At 37.5% G+C, this 26363-nt stretch carries 24 protein-coding genes and 3 tRNA genes; 3 read left to right on the forward strand and 24 right to left on the reverse strand.

All coding sequences use genetic code 11. The features are described from left to right. Positions 1-12: 12 nt before the first annotated feature. The 22 genes from E6C50_RS02950 to E6C50_RS03055 all read right to left on the reverse strand — a co-directional run bounded on the left by E6C50_RS02950 (position 13) and on the right by E6C50_RS03055 (position 17263). Positions 13-672 carry an imm11 family protein gene (locus E6C50_RS02950; protein WP_136401699.1) on the reverse strand — a complete coding sequence of 220 codons (660 nt, stop codon included), beginning with the start codon at positions 670-672 and terminating at the stop codon, positions 13-15. 23 nt (positions 673-695) lie between these two features. Continuing rightward, positions 696-1376: a hypothetical protein gene (locus E6C50_RS02955; protein WP_136401700.1), complete on the reverse strand. Its 681-nt coding sequence runs from the start codon at positions 1374-1376 to the stop codon at positions 696-698. A gap of 63 nt (positions 1377-1439) precedes the next feature. Further along, on the reverse strand, positions 1440-2165 hold the full coding sequence (locus tag E6C50_RS02960) for a hypothetical protein (RefSeq protein WP_136401701.1): 726 nt from the start codon (positions 2163-2165) through the stop codon (positions 1440-1442). A 48-nt stretch (positions 2166-2213) separates the two neighbouring features. Continuing rightward, on the reverse strand, positions 2214-3179 hold the full coding sequence (locus E6C50_RS02965; protein WP_136401702.1) for an SMI1/KNR4 family protein: 966 nt from the start codon (positions 3177-3179) through the stop codon (positions 2214-2216). A gap of 52 nt (positions 3180-3231) precedes the next feature. After that, positions 3232-4890: an ankyrin repeat domain-containing protein gene (locus E6C50_RS02970; protein ID WP_136401703.1), complete on the reverse strand. Its 1659-nt coding sequence runs from the start codon at positions 4888-4890 to the stop codon at positions 3232-3234. Positions 4891-4987: 97 nt separating this feature from the next. Then, the gene (locus tag E6C50_RS02975; RefSeq protein ID WP_136401704.1) at positions 4988-5572 is read right to left on the reverse strand and encodes a T6SS immunity protein Tdi1 domain-containing protein; all 585 of its coding nucleotides are present in this window, start codon (positions 5570-5572) and stop codon (positions 4988-4990) included. Between the two features lie 71 nt (positions 5573-5643). Further along, entirely contained in the window at positions 5644-6216 is a 573-nt protein-coding gene (locus E6C50_RS02980) for a hypothetical protein (RefSeq protein ID WP_136401705.1), read from the reverse strand. 80 nt (positions 6217-6296) lie between these two features. After that, positions 6297-6545: a hypothetical protein gene (locus E6C50_RS02985; protein ID WP_136401706.1), complete on the reverse strand. Its 249-nt coding sequence runs from the start codon at positions 6543-6545 to the stop codon at positions 6297-6299. A 37-nt stretch (positions 6546-6582) separates the two neighbouring features. Continuing rightward, the gene (locus E6C50_RS02990) at positions 6583-7281 is read right to left on the reverse strand and encodes a hypothetical protein (protein WP_136401707.1); all 699 of its coding nucleotides are present in this window, start codon (positions 7279-7281) and stop codon (positions 6583-6585) included. 51 nt (positions 7282-7332) lie between these two features. Then, a complete protein-coding gene (locus tag E6C50_RS02995; RefSeq protein WP_136401708.1) occupies positions 7333-7605 on the reverse strand; it encodes a hypothetical protein in 273 nt (90 codons plus the stop codon). A gap of 142 nt (positions 7606-7747) precedes the next feature. After that, complete coding sequence (locus tag E6C50_RS03000) at positions 7748-8299, reverse strand: hypothetical protein (protein WP_136401709.1); 552 nt, start codon at positions 8297-8299, stop codon at positions 7748-7750. Positions 8300-8573: 274 nt separating this feature from the next. Next, complete coding sequence (locus tag E6C50_RS03005; RefSeq protein WP_136401710.1) at positions 8574-9212, reverse strand: hypothetical protein; 639 nt, start codon at positions 9210-9212, stop codon at positions 8574-8576. A gap of 19 nt (positions 9213-9231) precedes the next feature. Then, complete coding sequence (locus tag E6C50_RS03010) at positions 9232-9567, reverse strand: DUF4844 domain-containing protein (protein ID WP_136401711.1); 336 nt, start codon at positions 9565-9567, stop codon at positions 9232-9234. A gap of 348 nt (positions 9568-9915) precedes the next feature. Beyond that, on the reverse strand, positions 9916-10380 hold the full coding sequence (locus tag E6C50_RS03015; protein WP_136401712.1) for a hypothetical protein: 465 nt from the start codon (positions 10378-10380) through the stop codon (positions 9916-9918). A gap of 34 nt (positions 10381-10414) precedes the next feature. After that, positions 10415-11011, reverse strand: a complete 597-nt coding sequence (locus E6C50_RS03020) for a hypothetical protein (RefSeq protein WP_136401713.1) — start codon at positions 11009-11011, stop codon at positions 10415-10417. Positions 11012-11249: 238 nt separating this feature from the next. Next, the gene (locus E6C50_RS03025) at positions 11250-11465 is read right to left on the reverse strand and encodes a class I lanthipeptide (protein ID WP_136401714.1); all 216 of its coding nucleotides are present in this window, start codon (positions 11463-11465) and stop codon (positions 11250-11252) included. Positions 11466-11633: 168 nt separating this feature from the next. Beyond that, positions 11634-12860 carry a leucine-rich repeat protein gene (locus E6C50_RS03030; protein ID WP_136401715.1) on the reverse strand — a complete coding sequence of 409 codons (1227 nt, stop codon included), beginning with the start codon at positions 12858-12860 and terminating at the stop codon, positions 11634-11636. Positions 12861-12878: 18 nt separating this feature from the next. Further along, positions 12879-14186: a leucine-rich repeat protein gene (locus tag E6C50_RS03035; RefSeq protein WP_136401716.1), complete on the reverse strand. Its 1308-nt coding sequence runs from the start codon at positions 14184-14186 to the stop codon at positions 12879-12881. Positions 14187-14218: 32 nt separating this feature from the next. After that, positions 14219-16732: a leucine-rich repeat domain-containing protein gene (locus tag E6C50_RS03040; RefSeq protein ID WP_136401717.1), complete on the reverse strand. Its 2514-nt coding sequence runs from the start codon at positions 16730-16732 to the stop codon at positions 14219-14221. 253 nt (positions 16733-16985) lie between these two features. Next, positions 16986-17059 (reverse strand) — tRNA-Arg (locus tag E6C50_RS03045). Between the two features lie 38 nt (positions 17060-17097). Continuing rightward, positions 17098-17172, reverse strand: a tRNA-Pro gene (locus E6C50_RS03050). A gap of 7 nt (positions 17173-17179) precedes the next feature. After that, a tRNA-Ser gene (locus E6C50_RS03055) sits at positions 17180-17263 on the reverse strand. Between the two features lie 321 nt (positions 17264-17584). Between E6C50_RS03055 and E6C50_RS03060 the strand changes: the two genes are divergently transcribed. Beyond that, a complete protein-coding gene (locus E6C50_RS03060; RefSeq protein WP_136401718.1) occupies positions 17585-18763 on the forward strand; it encodes an acetyl-CoA C-acyltransferase in 1179 nt (392 codons plus the stop codon). An 85-nt stretch (positions 18764-18848) separates the two neighbouring features. Next, complete coding sequence (locus E6C50_RS03065; RefSeq protein WP_136401719.1) at positions 18849-19610, forward strand: C40 family peptidase; 762 nt, start codon at positions 18849-18851, stop codon at positions 19608-19610. 51 nt (positions 19611-19661) lie between these two features. Here E6C50_RS03065 and E6C50_RS03070 read toward each other — a convergent pair whose 3' ends face one another. Both E6C50_RS03070 and gyrA read right to left on the reverse strand, forming a co-directional pair. Further along, a complete protein-coding gene (locus E6C50_RS03070; protein ID WP_136401720.1) occupies positions 19662-20987 on the reverse strand; it encodes a tetratricopeptide repeat protein in 1326 nt (441 codons plus the stop codon). A gap of 24 nt (positions 20988-21011) precedes the next feature. Further along, positions 21012-23510, reverse strand: a complete 2499-nt coding sequence (gyrA, locus tag E6C50_RS03075) for a DNA gyrase subunit A (protein WP_136401721.1) — start codon at positions 23508-23510, stop codon at positions 21012-21014. A gap of 268 nt (positions 23511-23778) precedes the next feature. Here gyrA and E6C50_RS03080 point away from each other — a divergent pair, with 268 nt between their 5' ends. Beyond that, a complete protein-coding gene (locus E6C50_RS03080; RefSeq protein ID WP_136401722.1) occupies positions 23779-26325 on the forward strand; it encodes an ATP-dependent Clp protease ATP-binding subunit in 2547 nt (848 codons plus the stop codon). Positions 26326-26363: the final 38 nt, after the last annotated feature.

Raw genomic sequence — 26363 nt, forward strand, 5'->3', positions numbered from 1 at the left:
ATATTATACGATTTATTCGTTCGTATAAAACTCACAGACGATGCGGTCATCAAACCAAACACCTGTAATTCCGGCTGCTTCTATGGCTGTTTTGAGTTGTTCGGAAACCAGAATATTGATATCATAAGGAGCACAAAATAAATCCGGAGCTTCCTTTAGACATAATTTTCTGGGGCGTAAAAACGGATCCCTTTGCTCTTCATTTTCTACAGTAACCATTTGACTTGTCTTTAAATCTTCAAATACCGATTGCTTAAAATCGACAAGATCTGTTTTATGAATCAAATTCAGATAATAAAACTGAAATACTTCCGGTTCTTTTCTTTTTTTAAAATTTTCATCGAACGGAGCAAGTAGCTTACAATCGTAAAACCGACAATCTTTTAAGGCAAAATTCCCTATAAGCGTTTTAAATTTTTCATTTACGAACATACCGACATTTCCACCAACACCCGGCATCTCCGCACTGAGTACATCTGTCCGTTTCGCTATGTTTTTTAATGTAAAATTATCAAGATTAGGTACCTCTTCCGGAAATTTCCGGAAATCCAATACTTTATCATAATTATTCGCGACTTTCCAATAACGTCTCGGCGGTTCCAATTGTGGCCAACAGCCCACTTTTTCCCTTTCCGTAGCCTCATGAAGGCTGTAATACACTAATTTTTTCATGGCTTAAACGATTATTTTTCGTTTTATCTTTCTTCTAAAAGTTTAAAATAACGGTTATAGTCTTTATCCGGAAATGCTTTTTGTAAGGCTACCAATGCTCTTTGAAGGTTTTGATAAATACCGTCTGCTTTTAAATCGTCTGCGGATACTTCGGTAAAAAGATACTGCCAATCGGCTATACCTAAGAGATCCAAAACCGCTTCGTAATAGCCGTTCAAGGTTAGATTGGTTTTATACGCCAACGCTCTATTGATATAATAAATGGTCGGTTCATTTGGTGGTGCAACACCCTTTTGAATACTGTAAACGGCCAATTTACCATTGCCAATTTCCGGACGCGTATCGAATATACGAAATGTCTTCCACAGTGCTATTTCTTCGGGTGTTTGTCCTTTAAACCAAAGTTTTTCATCATACTCTAATAGCGATAAACCGGAATACAGATTTTCCATATGAAACTCCAACTGAGAAGCAAAATCAGCTACTTCAAACCACGCATGAAAATGAATCTTATCAATATTTAAAACATCCATAAAACGCTCCGACACGTGTTCGTAACCCAGTTTGGTAAACTTCTTAATCCTAAAGGCAACCGTCTCCTCATCAGGAATAAAGATTTTAGCGTTTATATTTACATCTTCTAAAGAATCGGATTTTGTTGTTGTTTCTAAATTTTGAAACCGTTCGGTTATTTTAAATGCCATGTTTTTATTTATAATTCAGACTGTAAAGAAGATTTTATTTCTTCCTGGTAACGCTCTATTTTTTCACTTCTCGTAATATTGATATTCCGTAAATAATACATTTTCAAATTGTTGTTTGTCAAGACCGTTGTAACTATAAACGACAGTAGGATTTCCATATTGATCATATTTTTGCACTACCTGTATTTGATACGTAATCGTTTTTTCTCCATCGTTGTAATCGGTTATCGTTTCCTTAATTTCCCATACTTTATTTTCTTTGTAAATCCGTTCAAATTCCTGTGTTACCTGAATTTCATTTCCATTTTTAAATACGATTTTACTTAGTCTGTAGTCTTTATCTAAAGTAATAAAGGTTAAATAAGGGCTTTTATCTGTAGCGGCAATAGTATAATGGCAATTATCCGACCAATCGTATTTATAATTCAATTCCGTTGCTGCTTCCTCTTTAAAATGCACTATATCTTTGAAAGAAATAGCTCTCCCTTTACCGGAATAAATGCTCAATGACTCCGATTTGCCCAATTCCCCCATATCCCATTGATCCTGTATTTTCAGTGCATTACCTTGAATATCAAATTGTTTTATCATTTTTCCGTAGTATTTCGTTTTATCTGTCGGAATATTTCCATTTTCTACTTTACAGACATACGTAGTTGCCTCTTTTACAGAGCCTTCGAGTCCGAATTCCATTTTCTGAACATAGTCAGTTTTAGGACTTTTCGTACTTTGTCCGTTACAGGAAAAGAAGACTTGCAGGAATACAAGGAGTAGTATTGTTTTTTTCATAGTTCAATTTAGTGTTTTTTTGGCGGTTAAGGTTGTCTTCAACCCCTACTATACGAAACGACTTTTTTCATGGATTAAATCTATTACTTCCTGCATTTCAGGAACGCCACCTTCCAATGTACGTTGCGCTACCTTTAATGCGGTCCATCCATACTCATTTTCTACCGTTACATCTGCCCCGTAATGAATAAGCAACTTTGCTAATTCAATTTTAGGTAAGGGTTTATTTACTGCAGATTTGAGTAATGTATTTTTATCTTCTCTGGCTTTTTCATCGGCATAATCGGGATTGGCACCTGCTTCGAGTAGTATTTTTGCAAAAAGGACAGCCGAATCCGAATGGTTGTTTCGTACATGATCCATCGCTCTTCCAATGGTGGCCCCTTTATCTAATAATGCCTGTAAAACGGTACTATCGTTTCCGAAATTAGCAACCCGCTCCAAAGCGGTTTGCGTAGAATCCTCTAATGGTTTATTGACATCCCAATCGCTGTTGATGAGCGCTATTTGTTTTTGGGAATCGCTCCCGCCAAATAAATCCAACAGATCCTCTTTATCATCTATGGGTTCTTCATATAGTGAATCCAGAAAACCCTCCAGATTTTTAGCGATTTCATAAATGTTTTTCTCCCAGGGCTTTTCATTTTCACTGACTTCGCCTTCGTGGTACCAAAAATAGATTTTGCCCAATTTCTTTTCGTTTTGTCCCATCAGAATGAGATTTCCCGATACGTCGGAAGCAATCGCAAAGTAATGACCTGGGAAGCGATTTCTTTTGGTATAGGTAGTTTGTATATAGTCCAGACCACGTAATCCTTCATGAATGCCAAAAAAGGCATGAAAACCAAACTCGCCGGACATCTTTTTAACTTTAAACGTATTTTTAGCACCGGTACTTCCTCCGTTTTGTTGTAGCAAAAAAGCTTTGTATGGCTCTGGAATCGTACTATTGCTACGTTCCCATTGCTTTATTTCTGCCAAGGTAAGCGGACTATATTCAGATGTGATATTCATTTTAAGTATTGCTAATGTTTTTCTTATCAGTTGTCAATAAAGTGTTAACCATTTAAATAACGGTCATTTCGCAATCGAACTTCTTGAATTGTAAGGCAATCGCTTTGATGTCTTCTTCACTCTCGGCACTGGTCAAAAACAACGGTTTGTAAAAAATAAACTCCCCATCTATTCTTTCGTAGCTTTCATCCATTTCCTTTTTAACGGTGTGAAAGAATCGTACGGCTTCTTTCTGGTCTATCTTTTTTATTTGCTGAATCAAATCAACGACCGCTGCTACGTCATTCCCTCTTGTTTCGAGAAATAAAGAATAGTTGCTTCTATTTCCAAGTACGACGTTATGATCTGTCAGAAAGGCACGTGTTTCATCATTCAACGCTACATTTAACGGCGTTCCTCCGCTAAAGGTTTTGGTTTCGTAATGCGGCCTCTCCAATGTTTGGTTTAAAAAAGCTCCTTTTTCAGATAATAATTTTAAACATTCGAGATTTCCCTTCAAACTGGCTTCGAAAACAGCCGACCATTTTTGGTAGTTGGGATTAAACTCAGGCGCATTTTTAACCGATTTCTGTTTTAGCAGGTACTGTAACATTTTTGGATCTTCTGCAAACTTGGCAAGTTCTGTAGTTTCCATGTTTAAAATTTCGGTATCAAAAGTAGCTCCGGCAGCCAACAACAGGTCTATAACTTTCTTTATTTGGGGCTGATAGCCTTTTCCATACTCATTTCCATTCCAGCTGCAATAACGAACCAACATTCTGGTCAGAGGCGAGTTACCCATTTTGTTTTTGACATTCACATTAGCACCACGACTGATTAACAGACTGCAATTTTCAGGATTGGTATCGGTACCGTAAATCGGTGTATCATCAAAATTATCTTTGATTTCGATATCCATTCCCTGATCCAGCAAAAACGCAATAAACGGAATGCTGTTATCCTTTTCAACCGCTTTGTGCAGTACCGAGTTCTGGTATTGATCTCTAAAAGTAAGATCAGCTCCATGATCAATAAGCAACTGACAGATTTCTATTTTTTTATCGTTATTGGATACTTGTGCTAATTCAAGTAGGGGTACAAATCCATATTTGCAAGCTTGATTGACCGTGGTTAGCTTCTTTAAAATTTTCTTAATCGTTGTCACATTTCCACTTTCGATTGCAGCATTTAAATCGCCAATTAATGCGGATTCGTCTTTTTCATTGGATTTAAAAACAACATTTTTTATAGCCTCCTGAAAAGCCGCATCATTCCAGTTTTCCTCCGCATATTGCACAATCAAGGCTTCCACACTTGGATCCAGCGTATAATATTCGTCGCTCAATTCATTGTGTAACTTTTTTAGCGTTTTATCAAAACCACTCACATAAGCATAGTCGCTATAAAAGGATGTTTTGTGTTTGTCTGTCTGGTGAATAAAATCAAGGAACTTTTGTACAATTTCCAAGCCTTTTTCACTTTTGATATTTTGCAGCACTTCAATCAGATAATCAGTAGTAAACCCTTCGCCCAGATTGGAGAAAAGCTGTTCAATGCCTCCATTTTTAATTTCCCCGTCGATTCGTATTGTCAGCCAGATTGTACGTGCTATTTCATTCTGCTCTTTAAACCGATCGGAAGAAAGACCAATTTGATGGTGCATATATTCAAACAACGGATAAAGGTTTGAAATGGAATAAATAGGTATATTTTGATTGGAAACCGTGCTCATTAAATTCGTATTTTTATGGGTTTGATAATATTGTGTTTAAAACCTGAAACGAAACTTTTAAAATAGAAATTCCGTTTTAAAAAAGGATAGGAATGGCTTAACCAAAAGCGTTTGCCAGTAGTTCTAAATTCGCTTTTAATTTTACTTTTTGGATGTTTCTAATATCTTCATCCCCACCATGAACTAAGGCGGGAATAAATGTCAAGCACTCGTCTATGGCTACTGGTCCGTATTTTTCTAATGCTGGAATTTCGATCAGTCCATATGCCTCTGTCTCACTATGATATTTATTTCCTGCCAATGTTGTAAAAAATAACGTGAACTCATAATCAACATATTTATATTCTTCTGTATGAATGTTATAGAAAGCGAGACAAACTTCGTCGTCTACTTCGCCAATTAAATAAAAGTTTCCCATAGCCGTTTTTGCAAATGGCAGAATTGACTGCGCTTTTAATTTTGGAAATTTCTTTAATGGGATTTCATAATCCATAGGATTTATAAAAGCAAAAAAACCTTCTTGATAAACAGCTTCTCCATAGTGTTCCAGATAGTCTAAAAGAACGGCACTGTCTTCAAAGTGGCTTAATTGCTGTTCAAATTTTTCTTTTAATATGGCGATGTCTATTTTGCCAATTATTTTAGGTTCTCCTAATACGTTACTAAAACGTTGATGTATCATTTTAAACTACTTTTAGTGTTCCGTTTCTTAGGAATCTGTCTTTTTAATTTATTATCGTGATGTCGCGGATTCTATTCAGCATTATAATCCGCTAAACTATTCGTTTCCTCCGGAGCCTGATATTTTTCAACAGCTATGAGATTGCCCGGATTTTTTACCTGATTTATTTTTAAATCGTGTGAGTGGCGCCATTCAGGGACATCACTTTCATAGCGTATTTTATAGATAATTTTCAAACCTTCATTTGTTTGTGCTACATAAAACACTGTAGCATAATCAAGAGGTAAATCATTATTTTCTGTATAACTCGTATAACATGCAAAAAGTTCATCATTAACCAGCCATCTTTCTAATCCTTCTCCTACTTTTGGATTTTTGTATTGCTTAATTTGAAATAAAGTACGCGGTATTGCTCTTACTACATTTTGAAAATATAAATCCTTCATTTCAATAGTAAGCTCTTGCACATCATCTTCCTCCAAAGCCCTCCAATATTCATCAATATTCACGGTATGAAAATGATCTTCCAATTTTAATCTCATATTTTCATATTCCTCATCAGAAATAGAAAAATCATAATTTGCTTTATTGCAAGCATATTCATCCTTAATAAAAGATTCAATAAAATTTTTAATGTCTTCCATGTAGGTATTATTTTTTTGTCATATTTTATGTGCAACCTTGGTGATTCTCACGATGTCGCGGATTATTAAAATCAAAACGATTATCCTTTGTTGTAATCTGCTAACCAGGTAGGATGCTCCGGTTCAAAAACTCGTAGCGTTTCTACTAATGTACCCTCTTTTTTAATCGTGATGTCGTCTATATAGACATTCGATCGTTGGTTATAAACCCATTCGATAACTTCTTCATTTCTTCTTTTTTCAAAGTCAAGCCCTCTTGAGGATATAATTTTTACGTCACCATTAACAATTCCTACACTCACATTAGTGGGATATACTTCTGCTCCCATTTCAACATCTTACACTCTGATATCATATCGACATGTATTAAACGTTATCCTTGTAATGATTGTAAAACTCTAGTTGCTCTTTTAAAACTTCATTGATCGCTGTCCAACCCTGTTTTTCTGACAGGTCGATTGCCTGTTGCCATGCTTTTTCTACAATATCCAAACGTTCTCTCCTTCCGCCCCAATAACTCGCACTTAACAAGGCATTCCATGCCGCAACAGGGTCTTTGTATTCTTCTTCCAGGCGCGTAGCGGCGGCAAAGTGCTTTTCGCCTGTATAGTCATAGTATCCCTCAAACTTGATGGTTTCTGTCGCTTCAAAAAGTGGGTGCTTTTGTACTTCTTCCGGAAACATGGCATATTTGTCTTCCCATTCGGAATCAAACACCTCAGCAATATCCCGAACAAAAGAACCAGAATTCCCTAAGCTTATCACATACTTATGAAACCCGTTAGTGTCACAATCGAAACCATGGGGTAACTTGACACAATGCCAATAATGTGGCCATTTATATTCATCTTCCATGTTGAGTAGTTCATATCCTCTTTGGGCCAGAACGTTTCCTACATATTCATTCCAAAGACCATAATCGGCATGCTCATAACTGGGAAAATAGGTTCTTTTTTCCTTCAATTTCTCAAACAGTTCAAAAGCCTTCTTTTGTTCGGGCGTATCATAATAATGATCCCAAAATTCTTTGAAAAACGCATCCTCAAAATTGGCCGCGTCTTTCAACCGTTCCTGATTAGCTTCCGAGAGCAAGAACTGCTTTAGGAAATCGAGGTCTCAGCCGCCCAGATAATCAAAAAAAGGCTTCGATAGAGTAACGGCTCCTTCTATCTTTTCCTGAAGTTCTGCTATAAGTTTTGGTTTGCCCATAAATCTTAAGTACGACATCGGAATGATGGCCTGTAAATTTGGTGCGAATGTATAACATTCTTGGTAGGTACCATTATAAAACACTATCGGAGATTTTTTTAACGGCTTTTCGGGCGTTAATCGAATGGCTAATATATTATCCGAATAAAAGCCCAAAGGGGCAACCGACCAAAATCCCATTTTCAGAAGAGTAATGAGTTTTTCATTTTCATCCTCATTCTTAAATTTGAAGAGAAATGCACGGTCGCTCTCTTTTTTGTCCTGGTATATTTTTTTTTAAATCTGAATGTATCTTGTTTATTTCCATAATTAATTCAACTAATTATTTATCTTTCAAATACTCTTTAAGTGAAAAATTATCCTGACTATTCGGTTCAGAATAACGCTCTGTTGCAACAAATTTGCCCAATTTTTTAATATCTAAATCAGAAGGATTATAAACACTTCCTGTCCAGCCCATAACAGCCATAGTTGAACGACTTAGTTTTACCTCCATTATTCCAATGATTTTAAATTCGTTATCAATTTCACTTATAATAAAACCATCTACAATACGACTTGTATTGATTTCATTTCTTGGATTAGTTATTGAAACATACGCTACCCATATATCTCCATAAATTTTATTTTGATAACTACTGAGTTTAAATAAATGACGTGGTTTATATGTTACTGGGTTATCATCTAATACTAATTCCTTCTTATAATAAATTCCCAAACCTTCGTCAAGATCGTCAATAGCCATAGCATATAGCGCTTTAATGGATTGGTTATAATCATCCAAATCTATTAATTGGCGTTTTGTCCAGCATTCGGCTTCTTTATCTAAAAATTTTAAAATAAATTCTTTTATGTTTTCTATTGAATAATTCATGGTTGTTACTTTATTTTCTCTCAGTCATGCGAAATTTAAAATAATAATTTTGATATTTTTTAACCGAATCTCTATTTATTTTTCAAATACGCGCCAAGTTAAAAATTATCACGATTATCTGATTACAATAGTGTTCTGTAACAACATATTTTATCATTACGGATTACAAATCTACTATGTCGCGTTTAGAACCATCGTTAGCCTTTGTCCAAAAAAAAAGAGAAAACCAGTTTCTCTTTTTATAATATGCTTTAAAATAATAGCTTTATTCGGTTTAGTATTTTTCCAGTTCTCCGCGTTGTACTATAACACTGTCTTTTATTACAAAAACACCATTGGTAATTTGCGGCTTTTCACTGGCGTCATTATGGAATGCAAATTCATACTCTTCGATAAAACCGTTATATAAATCTCTTGATGTATTGCTTGCAATCGCTTTAAAGTAACCCCGTCTTGGAACGGCTACTAATATCTCATCCGATTTTAATAGGGTGTGCAATTCGTTAAGAAATGGCTTGTGTAATAAAAATTCACTGCTAAACTCATGTCCGCAGGCATTCACTTCAAAATGGTCGTTGTATTGGAATACTTCATACGGAACTTTTATGGCTTCCAGATTTGCTTGTGCTTCGTCGTACATCTTGTTAAGCTCCTCATAATGCGTCCCTGTTTTATAAGGAACGTAAACTAAATTATTTGGCATATCATGCGCTAATGCGATGACAATTTTAGGGTTTTCAAACGTTCCGATTAAAGGTGTAAACAAGGCACCGTTTTGTATACCGATCCAGTCACCATTACGTAAAACGGGATAGAGTTTGCCTCCTTCACCCGCCAGTATTTGGTTTAATTCGTTTTGGTCCTGAAGCTCACTGCCACTCTGGCCGTATACTTGCTTAAAATCGTTGTCCATACTATGTTTTAAATTTGTTTTAAATAAGGTTTCGAAGATCGTCCGGGTTACAATCCCATTCTACAATAAGGATAATCCGGTTGAGGTATTGCCGGATATAAATAAAATCGTTGTCATTGAGATGAAAACATTTGAATTTTTCCATTGTGTTATGGAGGATATCCAGCAACATCAGGCGATCGAGTCCTTGCTCTATTTTTGAATAAATTTCGAAAATACTTCGGTCGATGATTTTACTGAGTTCGACTCGTACCATTTCATTATCCAAACCCGGATAATAAATGGAAAGCGGCATAGTAAATTTGGGTTCTTTACGTAGCTGCACTAATTTTTCTTTAATTGATTTGTGGGGCATAAATCAGTTAATTGTTAGTGCCATTGCAAAAAAATAAAAGCGCCTGAAGACAACAACGCATCGTAGGTTTTACGGTATTGTCATGCAATTTTTCGGTGGTACGTTTTTGGATCGGGTACTATTGTTATTACGTTACACACGATACTCCCGTTTCTATATTTTTTGGTGGCTGGTTGTTTTTTTGAGTTGTTTAATTCGTCAAACTTAAATCATTTTTCAAGTACTATACAAACTAAATTAACAAAATAAGTATTTATACACAACCCAAATTAACGTATTACATAAAAACGCGTACAAATGTTACGAAAATAAAACTTTTTGTAAGAATTATAATAGTGTTAAACCGATTTAATACTTTATAACCACGTTCAATTGCCGCCCTTCCTGTAGTGCTTTTTTATCCCTATTTGTACCAACCGCAATTCCGATTGCCATACCAATAGGAAGTCCGATTCCCAACAAGCCCATATTGCCCAAACTCAGTCCTAATACTGTTCCGAGTGGTATTCCAAAAGCCGACATTCCAATGGCCAACCAAAGTGTCATATAATATTTTTGCGGTACGATTTTTACTTCTTTTTCAACCAATTGAACAATTTTTGTCTGCTTGTCTTTCAACAGCTTTCGCAATTTGTCATCCGTTAAAGTGGTTGTATTTAGCACTTCAATATCCTGATTAATGGATTCGATAAGTGCATCGGGTAATTCCTTTTTTCGTAATTCTTCCAGCAATTTTTGAAATTGCGTATAAAGCGGTGGCAGTTTACTGTTTTCCGAAGTGTTTTGAATTTCTCTTAATTCGATTATTTTCATATTTCTTATATTCCTGTTTTCGTATAACAAAATTTTAATACACCCTAGGAATCACATTTCCCTCTTTATCGCGCTGTCTTTCTAAAAACGCTAACTCGTAGTCTGAGAAATAAGACGAATTAATAATCCTGTTTTCTAAAAACACAGGTAACTTATATTCTTTTTTTAAATCTTCCATAAAAGCGTTTTGTCTATAAAATATATTCGTAGAATCACCATATTTATCGGTATAAAATATATTTCTGACTTCTCGAATGTATTTTTTATACGTTTTAACGGAAACATAGAATACGATAATTTCAGACGCAATGTCTTCTAGGGCAACATTAAATTGTTTGGCAAGAACCGCCTTACTAATGATTCTATTTTTTCCTTCATTAGCATCGGAGGGTGTAACCACATATTTACTTTCAAACAAACAAGCCATCCGAACTCCCTGAGTGGTCGTATCGTCATAGGTATATTCATCTATTAGATCATCAATATTTTCAATCCTGGGAATGAATCGAATGTCTACAAAGTGATTTAATAATAATGTAAAAATTCCTTTTGCTAATTTTTTCGTATAATCTCCCTGATCTGCTTCCTTAACGTATCCAATTCTAAAATCATATCGCGGTATATGATGCATCTGTTTCTTTTATTTTTAATTGTTTATCCGATTGCTACATTGTAACATAATATAGCTAAGCAATCTGTTTTTAATATAAATGCTATTTTTATATAAATGTAATGCTATTCTTTCAATAAACTTTTTAATTTTTTTCTTCGATATCAATTAGCCGTTTACCAATATAAATAAAAAACACCCTGTGGTGAAACCGACAGGGTGTTTTTGTCATCTTACAATGGCAGATTGTAAGCTTTGTTTATGGTTCTAAGGGAGGACAATCTCTGGTTAGCAACGGAACTTCACAACCAAAAGCTCGGGTAAGTTCCGGCGGTCCCATCGGGTCAATACAAATCATTACCGATTGGGTGTAGGTAAAAGGTAATGCAGGACCTACTCCACCACCGTTAATAGCACTTTTTTCGCTATCGGTTAACACCGAAACTACTTTCTTTCTAAGGTTAAGCTTTTTCATTATATACTTTTTTAGGGTTATCATTTATTATTTTAAAAATAACCAATTAAATAATAACCACCTACCCTTTTTTAGGGTATTTTGCCCTATTTTATATTTATAAAAAAACAAATAATAAGGCAATATGCATACAATTAACCTATAAATTTCTTTTTCAGTCCTTTTTGTTTATTGTATTGCAATTTTAAGTTCTAACGCTTCCATTGCCGTTTCTACCGTTTCGCCATGAGCAAAAAAACCGTCTTTTTCGACTAAAACGGTTTCTGTCAGATCAGGAATTCCTTCGTTACATTCATTGAAAATAAACCCGGTATAAATTTGTATTTTATTTAAGATTTTGGTGTTTTCGATAATGGTTAACAATCCATCGGCAGATTTTACAGTATAATTATGCGTACCGAATTGTACTGTGGTTAGCGCGTCACAAGCCCTAAAATTGTAATTTCCGATTGTGATCAGTTCGGGAGCCCCGAAACGGGCTAACGCATCACATTTTATAAAATTATCGTCTCCAAGGAATACCAGTTCGGGTACCTCAAAGTGCGTTAATGCGTAACAATACCTAAAATTAAAATCTCCAATAGTCTTCAACATAGGAGCCTCAAAATGGGTTAACGCTCTGCATTTTTTAAAATTGTCGTCTCTAATCCATTTCAGTTCAGGTGTTTTAAAGCTTGTTAGTGCATCACAATACCAAAAATTAAAGTCACTCATATCCCTCAGCGTAGGAGCTTCGAAATGAATTAGCGCGTCACATTCGTAAAAATTTTTGATTCCCATGTCCATCAACATCGGAATCACGAGATCGGTTAATGCATCACAGGAATAAAAATTATCGTTTCGCATGGAAATCAACATAGGCGCTTCGAAGGAAATTAGCGCCTTACAAAAACCAAAATTGTCACTTCCGATAGTCGTCAAAACCGGAGCGCTAAAGTGAATCAAGGCGTTACATTCTCTAAAAATATGGTGTTCTACAGACATCAGCATGGGTGATTCGAACCCGGTTAGCGCATTACATTTATAGAAATTATAAGTCCCAATAGTCTTTAATCTAGGCGCTTCGAAGTCGGTAAGCGCACTACATTCATAGAAATTTCTGTTTCCGATAGTCTCCAACAGTGGCGCTACAAAATTCGTTAGCGCACTACACTCATAGAAATTATCGTTTCCGATAGTCTCCAACAGCGGCGCTACAAAACGGGTTAGCGCCTGACATTGGTAACAATTTTTACTTTTGAGAGCCATTAATCCGGGTGCAACAACTTCAACCAGTTCCGGCTGATTTTGAATAACCGCTTCTCCTATTGATAGTATCGATTTCGGTAAATAAAGTACGCCGTCTTGTATATCCCCTGAATCAATTTTTTTTAAGATGCCATATTGTATTTCCATAATTCCGTTATAACTATTCTAAATGCTTTCAAAAGTGATTAATGCTTTGAATTGTTCCATTCCATAAGCATTCGTTTTTTCGAGAATCGGCAACAGTTCTTTTGCGGTAAGGGATTCCACGGTAATATTATTTTCTTCCCGCCAGTTTTTGATTCCCTGTTCGCAGGCACCGGTAACCGTTCTATAATACGTCTCCGTTATCAAGGTATCTTCGTAGATCGGTTCTTTTTTTATTTTTTCGACTGCGATTTTAAACTGTAAATCTTCCATTGCTTTTTTTACCGTTTCGCCATGGGCAAAAAAACCGTCTTTTTCGACTAAAAAAGTTTCGGATAGATAGGGAGCTCCTCCATTATAGCTATTAAAAATAAACCCCGTATGTATTCGTATTTCATTTCGTTTTTTTGTCTTTTCAATAATGGTTAGTACTCTATCTGCTGATTTTACAGTATAATTATACTTGCCTAATCGTACATTGGTCAGGGCATCACATTCTTCAAAATTTCCGGTTTCCATAATAGTTAGCTCCGGTACCTCAAAATGGGTTAGCGCGCAAGCGAAAAAATTATCCCGCCCGATAGCCGTGAGCATAGGAGTCTTAAAGTGCTGTAATGTAATACAGAAAGCAAAATTATCATGCCCGATAGAAGTCAGCATGGGAGCTTCGAAATCGGTAAGCGCCTCGCATTTGTAGAAATTATCGTCGTCAATTGCAGTCAGCATAGGGACTATAAAGTTGGTCAGTGCTTTACAGGTTCTAAAATTCAACTCTCTTATCTCTGTCAGCACGGGAGCCTCGAAGCGGGCTAGCGCATTGCATTCTTCAAAATTACTGTATCCAATTAAAGTCAGTACAGGAGCCACAAAGTCGATTAGCGCATTACAAAATTGAAAATTAGAGTAATTGATAACATTTAGCGCAGGAGCTTTAAAATGGGTTAATGCATTACAATGATCAAAATTATAGCTTTCGATAGTAGCCAGCAAAGGAGCCTCGAAATGCATTAACGCATTACATTGATAGAAATTTCCATCCCCAATAGAAGTCAAAACGGGAGCCTCGAAGCGGGTCAAACCATTGCAAAATCTGAAGTTATAGCCTCCAATAGTTTTCAGCATGGGTGCTTCGAAATGTGTTAGCGCTTTACATTCGAGGAAATTTTCATTTTCAATAGTAGTCAATCCGGGCGCGACAACTGTAACAAGACCAGGCTCATCTTTTATCACCCAATCCCCTAGTATTACTACCGATTCCGGTAAATAAAGTACGCCGTCTTTTATGTCGCTTGAATCAATACTTACTAATCTGTTGTTTTGTATTTCCATAATAACGAATGAAAAAAAGTGTTGTAACGATTCTAGCTAATCTCAAAAGTGATTAATGCTTTGAATTTTTCAATTCCATAAGCATTTGTTTTTTCGAGAATCGGTAACAATTCTTTTGCTGTAAACGATTCCTCGGTAATATTGTTTTGTTCACGCCATTGTTTAACTCCTTGTGTACAAGCACCGGTAATGGTTTTGTAATACGCCTCCGTTATCACAGTATCTTCGTTAATCGGTTCCCTTTTTATTTTTTTGGCTATAATTTTAAACTGTAAATCTTCAAGTGCTTGTTTTACCGTTTCGCCATGGGCAAAAAAACCGTCTTTTCCAACTAAAAATGTTTCCGATAGATCCGGAACGCCATCCATACAATCATTAAAAATAAATCCGGTATGGATTTCTATTTCATTTAAGGTTTTGGACTTTTCGATAATGGTTAATAATCCATCTACCGATTTTACGGTGGTGTATCGATGTTCTCCAAACTGTACGTCGGTTAACGCACTACAATATCTAAAATTGTCATATCCGATAGTAGTTAACATCGGAGCCTCAAAACCGGTTAGCGCGTAACACCTGTAAAAATTGTCTTCACCCATAGTGGTTAGCACAGGAGTTTCAACATCGGTTAGTACCTTACACTCATAGAAATTTTTATCCCCAATTGAAGTCAATATCGGAGCCTCGAAACGCGTTAACGCGTCACATTCTTTAAAATTGCTTCCCTCCATAGCCAATAGCACGGGCGCCTTGAAGTTGACCAGCAGATCGCATCTTCTAAAATTCTCTTTTCCCATAGCCGTCAACGCAGGAATCTCTAAGTGGGTAAAACTATTCGATCGGAAGAAATTGGTGTCTCCAATAGTGCTTAGCATAGGAACCTCTAAGTGACATAGTGTCAAACAATTGTTAAAATTCAGATTCCCCATAGCAACCAACGCGGGCGCCTGGAAATGGGTTAGCGCATCACAATCGTCGAAATTGTAATTTCGCATCGTCTTCAGCATCGGAGCCTCGAAACTAGTTAGCACGCTACAAGACATAAAATTGGTGCTTCCAATAGACGTTAGTATGGGAGCCTTAAAAAAGGTAAGTGACCGACAAAATTGAAAATTGTTTTTTCCGATTGAGGGCAACACAGGTGCCTTAAAGCCAATTAATGCGTCACATTCATAGAAATTTTTGTTTCCGATGGAAGTCAACTCAGAAGCTTCGAAATTGGCTAAAACATTACAATATCTAAAATTGCCATTTCCGATAGTCGTCAGTGTAGGATTGTCGAATCCGATTAATGCATTACACTGGTAAAAATTATTATCTCCGATAGCTGTCAATACAGGAGTTTTAAAGTTCATCAGCATGTGACACTCATAGAAATTTTTATTTCCGATAATAGCTAGCATCGGAGCTTTAAAATCGGTTAATGCATTACATTCATAGCAGTTTTTATCCCCAATTGAAGTTAAATGAGGGACTTTAAAGTTCGTTAATGTGTTACATTCATAGAAGTTCTTATTTCCGATAGAAGTTAGCATTGGAGCCTCAAAAACGATTAACGCATTGCATTCATAGAAATTCTTATTTCCGATGGAAGTCAGCGCAGAAGCTTCGAAATCACGAAACCCACATTCGTAAAAATTCCGATCTCCAATAGACGTCAGCAAAGGAGCTATAAAGTGGGTTAATCCACTACAGAATCTAAAATTTTTGTTTTCGATAGCTGTCAGTATCGGAGCTTCGAAGTGGCTTAGTTTTTTACAACCGTAAAAATTGTCGTTTCCGAAAGCTGTCAGTACCGGAGCTTCAAAGCCGCTTAGCGCTTCGCATCGATCGAAATTATCGTTTCCGACACCTTCCACCATGGGTAGTTCAATCTCGGTTAGTGCGGTACACCGTCCAAAGTTAAAGTCACCAATAGAAGTCAGTTCGGGAGCTTCAAAGTCGGTTAAAGTAGTACACTGGTAGAAATTCTTGTTTCCAATCTCATTCAGCAAAGGAATCTCCAGGCGGGTTAGCGCACTACATTCGTAGAAATTTTTATCTTTTATATTTCCCAGTATAGGAGACTTAAAGTGGGTTAATGCTTTACAATTGTAGAAATTTTTGTTTCCGATAACCTCCAGCTTAGGCGCTTCAAAACCGGTCAACGCTTTACAATTATAGAAGTTTTTATTTCCGATTCTATATAATTCGGAAATTTCAACGTTCGTTAAGCTACTACAGTGGTTAAAATTTTTGTTTCCGATGGATCGCAATTCGGGAGCTACTAATGTAGTTAGTGCATTACATTCGTAGAAACTTTCATCATATATGGACAATAACTCCGGAGCCTCCAAGCGGGTTAACGCATTACAAAATCTGAAATTGCCGGTTTGAATAAAACTTAACCCGGGTGCTACAACTGTAACCAGATCCGGCTGATTTTGAATAACCCAATCCCCTATTAATACTACCGATTCCGGCAAATAAAGCACACCATCCTTTATGTCGCTTGAATCAATATGTACTAAAATGTCGTGACATCCAGGTTCTTTTTTTATTTTCATGATATTATTTTCAATGAATAATTACTCCTATATAAACCCGTAACATGATAATCCTGATTGATAACAGAAATAGAGTATCTGAATATCCTTTTTTTCTTACAGATTAAATAGTTTGTAATTTTACAACTATTTTCAGAATAGGCAATAGAAAAAAGAGTAGTTCTATATCAAAAGGATATAAAATACATTAAATAGAGAATTTCAGTGAAGTCTAAAAACAAGAAAACCACTGAAAAATCAGTGGTTTAACCTGTGATCACGACAGGATTCGAACCTGTGACCGCCTGCTTAGAAGGCAGGTGCTCTATCCAGCTGAGCTACGTGACCTAAATCCGGTGTTTCAATTCAATTGGGATTGAAACTTGTCGGGGTGGCAGGATTCGAACCTGCGACCTCCTGGTCCCAAACCAGGCGCGATGACCGGGCTACGCTACACCCCGAAAAAAGCGGAGAGACAGGGACTCGAACCCTGGCGACGGTTACCCGTCGACAGATTAGCAATCTGCTCCGTTACCACTCCGGCACCTCTCCTGCTTAGTAAGGAAATACTTCCTTGTTTGCGGTTGCAAATGTAGAACAACATTCCATTTCCTGCAAGTATTTCCGAGTGTTTTTTTTATTTTTTTTACTTTTTTCTGAAAACTATTTCACTGTCAACAACATAGAAATTACAAAAATTTTACAATTTCATTACCCGGAGCGATTTTACAGCATTTATAGGCTTCCGAAAACATTTGTAAGTAAAGTATTCGGTGGTCAACCCTAAGAAAATAACGGCACACTATATATATCTGCATAAAATTGGTTAAATTCGCAACTTCAAGTATAATAACAAACCAACAACTAATAATCATGAGTAAAAAAGTAGTAATCGTTTCAGCGGTTAGAACCCCGATAGGAAGCTTTATGGGTGCTTTATCTACTGTAACAGCACCTCAGTTAGGAGCTACTGCAATAAAAGGAGCCTTAAACAAGATCAATTTAGATCCGAACCTGGTTGACGAAGTAATAATGGGTAATGTAGTTCAGGCCGGAGTTGGTCAGGCACCCGCACGTCAGGCTGCGATTTACGCCGGACTACCGAATTCCGTAGTTTGTACAACTGTAAACAAAGTATGTGCTTCAGGTATGAAATCCATCATGCAGGGTGCGCAGGCTATTATGGCCGGTGATGCTGAAATCGTGGTAGCCGGAGGTATGGAAAACATGAGTTTGATTCCACACTACGTGCACTTACGAAACGGATATAAATTTGGCCCGGCTTCTATGGTAGATGGTATGCAGAAAGACGGTTTAACCGATGCATACGATAACAATGCTATGGGTGTTGCTGCCGATTTATGTGCTACAGAATATAAAATCACACGTGAAGAGCAGGATGCTTTTGCGATTCAATCGTATGAGCGTTCAGCAAAAGCTTGGGATGCCAATAAATTTGACAATGAAATCGTACCGGTAGCCGTTCCACAACGTAAAGGCGATCCGATCATGGTTACAAAAGATGAGGAATATACTAACGTAAAATTAGACAAGATTCCTACTTTAAATGCCGTATTTACAAAAGACGGAACTGTAACGGCCGCAAATGCCTCTACAATTAACGACGGAGCTGCTGCAGTGGTATTAATGAGCGAAGACAAAGCCAACGCTCTTGGTTTAAAACCACTAGCTTATATTAAAAGTTATGCCGATGCTGCGCAAGAGCCAAAATGGTTTACAACAGCACCTGCAAAAGCATTACCTAAAGCATTGGATAAAGCCGGAATCGCACTTTCTGACGTTGATTTCTTCGAATTTAACGAAGCGTTCTCTGTAGTAGGATTGGCGAATGCTAAAATCTTAGGATTGGAAAACGATAAAGTAAACGTAAACGGTGGTGCCGTATCTTTAGGTCACCCACTAGGATGTTCCGGAGCGCGTATCGTAGTGACGTTATTAAACGTTTTAGAACAAAACAATGCCAAAATCGGTGCAGCTGCTATCTGTAATGGTGGTGGTGGTGCTTCAGCCATTGTGATCGAAAGAGCTTAATTAGAATTTATAAATGATGCGTTTTAAATCGGGCGGGTTTCCCGGAAAGATTTAAGGCGCATCATTCACTTTAAAATCAATCTGAATGTTTGCAATTTGTAATCTTGCTATTGTACCATTACGTGCCGAATCCAACGACAGAAGCGAATTAGTTTCCCAGGTTTTATTTGGGGAACATTTCAAAATTTTAGAACAAACCACCAATTGGGCTAAAATTAAACTGGCATTCGACGGTTACGAAGGTTGGGTTGACAATAAACAGTTTCAGCTAATTTCAGAAGAACAGTATCAGGCAATCTCCAATTCGGCAGCCATATTAAATGCCGATCTGATTGAGTACATTACCACTCCGAATAATTTTCTGATTCCAATTCCGATTGGCAGTTCGCTGTCGTTTTTGGATTTTCCGGAAATCAACACGGCTCAGTTTGCATTTGAAGGCGTAAAAATTTGTGGTATCAAACCTAAATCGGAACTGATCAAAACCGCTTTTATGTATCTGAACGCACCCTATTTATGGGGCGGCAAAACACCTTTTGGAATCGATTGTTCGGGTTTTACACAAATGGTGTACAAACTAAACGGCTATTCGATTTTACGGGACGCTTCACAACAAGCCACGCAAGGCGAAGCGTTGAGTTTTATCGAAGAAAGTGAACCGGGCGATTTGGCTTTTTTTGATAATGAAGAAGGAAAAATTATCCATGTGGGAATGATTATGGAAAACAACTATATCATTCATGCCCACGGAAAAGTTCGTATTGACCGACTGGATCATCTTGGAATTTACAATGTCGACACCGGACGGCATTCTCATAATCTCCGTGTCATCAAAAAAATAGTATAAAAAAACCGAAACTTTACGTTTCGGTTTTTTAAATTATTATGTCAGTCACTTTTATTTCTGTGCTTTTAATGCTTTGTATTTCGCATCCATTTCCAACACCTGATAAGCGTTTAACAATACCGCTTTGATATTTGGTTCTTTTGGTTCGATTTGCAATGCTTTTTCAAAATACGGTAAAGCATCCGCATACATTTTATTACGTTTTGCTTTTAACTCGTCAAATCGTTTGTTGTCTTTTGGAGTGGTTCCTAAAGAGTTCATTTCTTTTACCATTTTGTCCTCTCCATGCAACATCAATGCCCCTAAGTTATTATAAGCATTAAAATAATTCGGATTTACCGCTATCGCTTTTTTATAATAACCTTTAGCTTCTTCGATATCACCCGAATTCGAACTGATAACCCCTAAGTTAAACAACAAATCGGCATCGTTAGGATCTTTCGCTAAAACTTCGGTGATCACTCGTTTATAGTTGGTAAAATCTTTAGCATCCAAATATAAGTTTGCTTCAGCCAACATCAAACTGGTATCACCAGGATTTGCCGCTTGTGCTTCGCTGATTGCTTTTTTAGCTTCATCAACTTTTCCTTGGTGTACCAAGATAGAAGCGATATTTTTATAGATCTCTCCTCTTTTCGAAGGCACTTTTTCGTCTCTTGGCTTTTCGTGTATACCTAATTTCATTGACGCTTTACGATCTGCATCTGAATTAAAAGACTCTTCATTTCCGGTCGCTTTATTTACAGCATAGTACATCGTTCCTTCACCGGAATAATTGATATTTTTTAACTCATACAAATATTTTAACGCCAAATCAAAATCCTGAGCCTGTAATGCCAAGATCGAAGCATTGTATAAATTTCCTTCGTCTTTTTTATCCAGATTATAAATCGCTTCAAACACCTGAGCCGCTTCTTTAAATTTAGAAGCCTGGTTTAAGGTAATCGCATAATTAATCAAAACCGGTTTGTATTCCGTGATTGTTTCGTTAATATCGTCGGTATACACTTTTTTACCTGATTTTTTCTCATAATCAAGCGCTGCATTTAAACCGCCAGCCATTTCATTAATTTTAGCCGGTGAGAATACTTTAGCCAAAGCCTGCGCATTTGGTGGCGCTCCGGTAGCAGCCGACGCGGTCATCAACTCCAACAAAGGCGTCATCGATTTATAGAAATTAGTATACACCTGATCGGCTTCAACCAATCCGGACATACCGCTTAATTTATTTACTGCCGATTTGTATTCCGATATATCCGAAGTCGACAACATATCTTTTGCATATAATTTTTTTAGCGTTTTCAATTCATCTTTCTGTGCAAATGAAGCCGCAGAAAACAACATTGACGTTGCTAATAAAGCATATTTAATTTTCATCTGTTAGTTATTTAGGTTGTTTATTTATTCTTGAGATTCGGTTATTTCTGAATTATCTATATCCTCATTTTCCGATCCGTCATTTTCTTCGCGCATTACTTTGGTAACCGCTGCAATTGAATCGTTTCCTTTAATATTAATCAAACGCACCCCTTGTGTCGCTCGTCCCATAACTCTCAAATCGGAAACCGCCATACGAATCGTTAATCCGGATTTATTGATAATCATCAAATCATCGGCATCGGTCACGTTATTAATCGAAACCAGACTTCCGGTTTTATCGGTAATATTAAGTGTTTTCACCCCTTTACCACCACGGTTTGTAATACGGTAATCTTCTAATGACGAACGTTTTCCGTATCCGTTTTCCGAAACAACCAAAATTTCACTTTCCATATCATTTACAGAAACCATTCCGATTACTTCGTCTTTTTCGTCGGCCAATGTAATACCGCGAACTCCCGAAGCACTTCTTCCCATCGGACGGGTTTTTCCTTCTTCGAAACGAACCAGTTTTCCGGATTTCACTGCAATCAGAATCTGACTTTCTCCGTTGGTTAGTTTTGCTTCCAGTAATTCATCATCTTCCTTAATGGTAATCGCATTGATACCATTTTGACGCGGACGGGAATATTGCTCCAACGGAGTCTTTTTAACCTGACCTTGTTTAGTGGCCATGATCACATAATGACTGTTGATGTAGTCTTCGTCTTTTAAATCCTGCGTACAGATAAATGCTTTTACTTTATCGTCGTTTTCAATATTAATAAGGTTTTGGATCGCACGACCTTTGCTGGTTTTGCTTCCTTCCGGAATTTCGTAAACACGCATCCAGAAACATTTTCCTTTTTGCGTAAAGAACAACATATATTGGTGGTTGGTCGCTACAAACAAATGTTCCAGGAAATCCTGGTCACGCGTGGCCACACCTTTTTGTCCTACTCCACCTCTGTTTTGTGTTTTGTATTCCGATAGCGGTGTACGTTTGATATATCCGGCATGCGAAATCGTGATTACCACATTTTCATCGGCGATCAAATCTTCGATACTTACATCACCACCGGCATATTCGATAACCGAACGACGCTCGTCTCCGTATTTATCGCGTATCTCCGTTAATTCATCTTTGATAACACCCATTCTCATTTCCTTGCTTGCCAATAATTCCCGTAAATAAGCAATCAATTTCATGATTTCATCATATTCCGCGCGTAACTTATCCTGTTCCAGTCCGGTTAACTGACGTAAACGCATTTCTACAATGGCACGCGACTGGATGTCTGATAAGTTAAAACGTTCTACTAATTTTTCTTTGGCTTCATCGGCATTTTTAGATGCACGAATCAACGCGATTACTTCGTCGATATTATCCGAAGCAATGATCAGACCTTCTAAGATATGGGCTCTTTCTTCTGCTTTGCGCAAATCGTATTCCGCACGGCGGGTTACCACCTCATGACGGTGTTCCACAAAATAGTGGATCAGATCTTTCAGGTTTAACAATTGCGGACGTCCTTTTACCAATGCGATATTATTCACACTGAACGACGACTGTAATTGTGTATATTTATAAAGGGTATTCAATACGATATTCGGAACCGCCTCGCGTTTTAACACATAAACGATACGCATACCGTTACGATCCGATTCATCACGGATGGTCGAAATACCTTCAATTTTCTTTTCATTTACCAGGTCGGCAGTCTTTTTAATCATTTCCGCCTTATTCACCTGGTATGGGATTTCCGTTACGATAATTGACTCACGACCGTCTACTTCTTCGAAGTTGGCTTTCGCACGAACCACCACACGTCCTCTACCGGTTTTAAAAGCTTCACGAACACCCTCGTAACCATAAATCACACCTCCGGTTGGGAAATCCGGTGCTTTAATGTACTGCATCAGCTCATCTACCTCGATATCGTTATTATCGATATACGCCAGCGTACCGTCTACCACTTCCGTTAAATTGTGTGGTGCCATATTGGTTGCCATACCTACCGCAATACCGGAAGCACCGTTAATTAACAGGTTCGGGATTTTGGTTGGCATTACTTTAGGCTCTTCTAAAGTATCGTCAAAGTTTAATTGGAAATCAACTGTTTCTTTATCAATATCGGCAAGAATTTCTTCCGAAAGTTTTTTCATTCTTGCTTCCGTATAACGCATAGCTGCCGGACTATCGCCATCGATAGAACCGAAGTTCCCCTGGCCGTCCACTAAAAGATATCGCAAACTCCATTCCTGAGCCATACGAACCATAGCATCGTAAACAGAGCTATCCCCGTGCGGGTGATATTTACCCAGAACCTCTCCTACGATTCTTGCGGATTTTTTATGTGCTCTATTCGATAATACTCCTAATTCATACATTCCGAACAATACTCTTCGGTGAACCGGTTTCAAGCCATCTCTAACATCAGGAAGCGCCCTTGATACAATTACTGACATCGAATAATCGATGTAAGCAGATTTCATTTCGTCCTCAATGTTAATAGGAATTAACTTTTCTCCTTCAGACATAAGTTGTTATATTAAAAAATTATAGTTATTTCAAAACGTGCCAATATACATATTTTTCCAGTAAAGAATCACATTTTTCTGTATAAATTTCAGCGATTTATCAACAGTAAAAACCACCGGAATGCTTAAAAATTGACACTTTTTAACTTTTATATGTCATTTTTTTTTTGTCAATTAGCATAAAGGAGATCCCTTAAAATGTCAGGTATGGTTTTTGCTTTATCCTACCTGAATTAGTAAATTTACAGTATCAAAGTATTTTTAAGTAATGGACGATAATTTTTCACCAAGAGTTAAGGACGTAATTAGCTATAGTAAAGAAGAGGCTTTACGATTAGGACATGACTTTATCGGTACGGAACACTTAATGTTAGGCATTTTAAGAGACGGTAATGGAACCGCAATTAATATATTAAATAATCTGGATGTAGATTTAGAGCATTTACGCAGAAAAGTTGAAGTATTAAGCCCCGCCAATCCCACTATCGATCGCAGTAACGAAAAGAAAAACCTACATCTGACACGTCAGGCAGAACGTGCTTTACGAACCACTTTTTTAGAAGCTAAAGTATTCCAGAGTACTTCGATAAGTACCGCTCATCTATTGTTGTGTATTCTCCGAAATGAGAACGATCCGACAACAAAGCTTTTAAACAAATTAAAAATTGACTACGAAATAGTTAAAGAACAATTTATTGCTATGACATCAAACGAAGAAGATTACCTAGATAACCTGCCAAAAGCCGAGTCGTTTAATGACGATTCCGGACAAGATGACAGTTTGCGCGACACGGGTTTTAATAATCCGGGGACAGGCAAAACCAATAAAAAATCGAAAACACCGGTTCTGGACAATTTCGGACGTGATTTAACCGAATTAGCCGAAGAAGGCAAACTGGATCCGGTTGTAGGTCGGGAAAAAGAAATCGAACGGGTTTCACAGATTCTAAGCCGTCGTAAAAAGAACAACCCCTTATTAATCGGAGAACCCGGAGTGGGTAAATCGGCCATTGCCGAAGGATTGGCGTTACGCATCATTCAGAAAAAAGTATCCCGTATTTTGTTTAACAAACGGGTCGTAACACTGGATCTTGCCAGCCTTGTCGCCGGAACCAAATACCGCGGTCAGTTCGAAGAGCGTATGAAAGCCGTGATGAACGAACTGGAGAAAAACGACGATATCATTTTGTTTATCGACGAAATCCACACCATTGTTGGTGCCGGTGGTGCTACCGGTTCGCTCGATGCTTCCAATATGTTTAAACCGGCGTTGGCACGTGGTGAAATCCAATGTATTGGTGCTACGACGCTTGACGAATACCGCCAGTATATCGAAAAAGACGGTGCTTTGGAAAGACGTTTCCAGAAAGTAATCGTGGAACCTACTTCGGTAGAAGAAACTATTACGATTCTGAACAATATCAAAAATAAATACGAAGATCACCATAACGTAATTTACACACCGGAAGCTATCGAAGCCTGTGTAAAATTAACCAACCGTTATATGTCGGAACGCTTCCTGCCGGACAAAGCGATCGATGCTTTGGATGAGGCCGGTTCCCGCGTTCACATTACCAATATCGACGTACCGAAACAAATCCTGGATTTGGAACGTCAGTTGGAAGAAGTACGCGAGTTAAAAAATTCGGTAGTTAAAAAACAGAAATACGAAGAAGCGGCAAAATTACGCGACGATGAAAAACGCATTGAAAAAGATCTTGCTGCCGCTCAGGAGCAATGGGAAGAAGATGCGAAAAACAACCGTATTACCGTAACCGAAGATAATGTAGCCGACGTCGTTTCGATGATGACCGGCATACCGGTAAACCGTATTGCACAAACGGAAAGCAATAAACTGGCGCATTTACCAGATTTGATCAAAGGTAAAGTAATTGGTCAGGATGAAGCGGTTTTAAAAATTGCCAAGTCTATCCAACGTAACCGCGCCGGATTAAAAGATCCGAACAAACCAATTGGTTCTTTTATCTTCCTGGGACAAACCGGGGTTGGTAAAACGCAATTGGCCAAGGTAATTGCTAAAGAATTATTCGATTCGGAAGATGCTTTGGTTCGTATCGATATGAGTGAATATATGGAGAAATTCGCCATCTCAAGATTGGTTGGAGCACCTCCGGGATACGTAGGCTATGAGGAAGGTGGACAACTTACCGAAAAAGTAAGACGTAAACCGTATTGTGTTGTCCTTTTAGACGAGATCGAAAAAGCCCATCCGGACGTTTTCAACATGATGTTACAGGTATTGGACGACGGACATTTAACGGACAGTTTAGGTCGTAAAATTGACTTCCGCAATACGATTATCATTATGACATCCAACGTAGGAGCGCGTCAGTTAAAAGACTTTGGTCAGGGTGTTGGTTTCGGAACCACAGCCCGACAGTCGCAGGTGGATGAAAATTCAAAAGGTATTATTGAAAATGCACTTAAAAAAGCATTTGCTCCGGAATTCTTAAATCGTATTGATGATGTAATTGTATTTAATCCGCTTGAAAAAGAACATATCGACAAAATTATCGATATCGAGTTGGAAAAACTATATGCACGAGTGGCCGATTTAGGATACAAATTATCCTTATCCGAAAAAGCAAAAGACTTTATCGCCGATAAAGGATTTGACAAACAATTCGGAGCCCGACCACTAAAACGAGCGATTCAGAAATATGTGGAAGATACGCTGGCAGAAGAAATCATCACCTCTAAAATACACGAAGGCGATGAAATCTTTATGGACCTTGAAGAAGGCAGTCAGGAACTCACCGTAGCCATTAAAAAAGCTGAAAAACCTACTAATTAAGTAGGTTTTTTCTTTTTTAAGCAAATGTGTTTGGCATT

The sequence above is a fragment of the Flavobacterium supellecticarium genome (assembly GCF_004801375.1).
Taxonomy (GTDB): domain Bacteria; phylum Bacteroidota; class Bacteroidia; order Flavobacteriales; family Flavobacteriaceae; genus Flavobacterium; species Flavobacterium supellecticarium.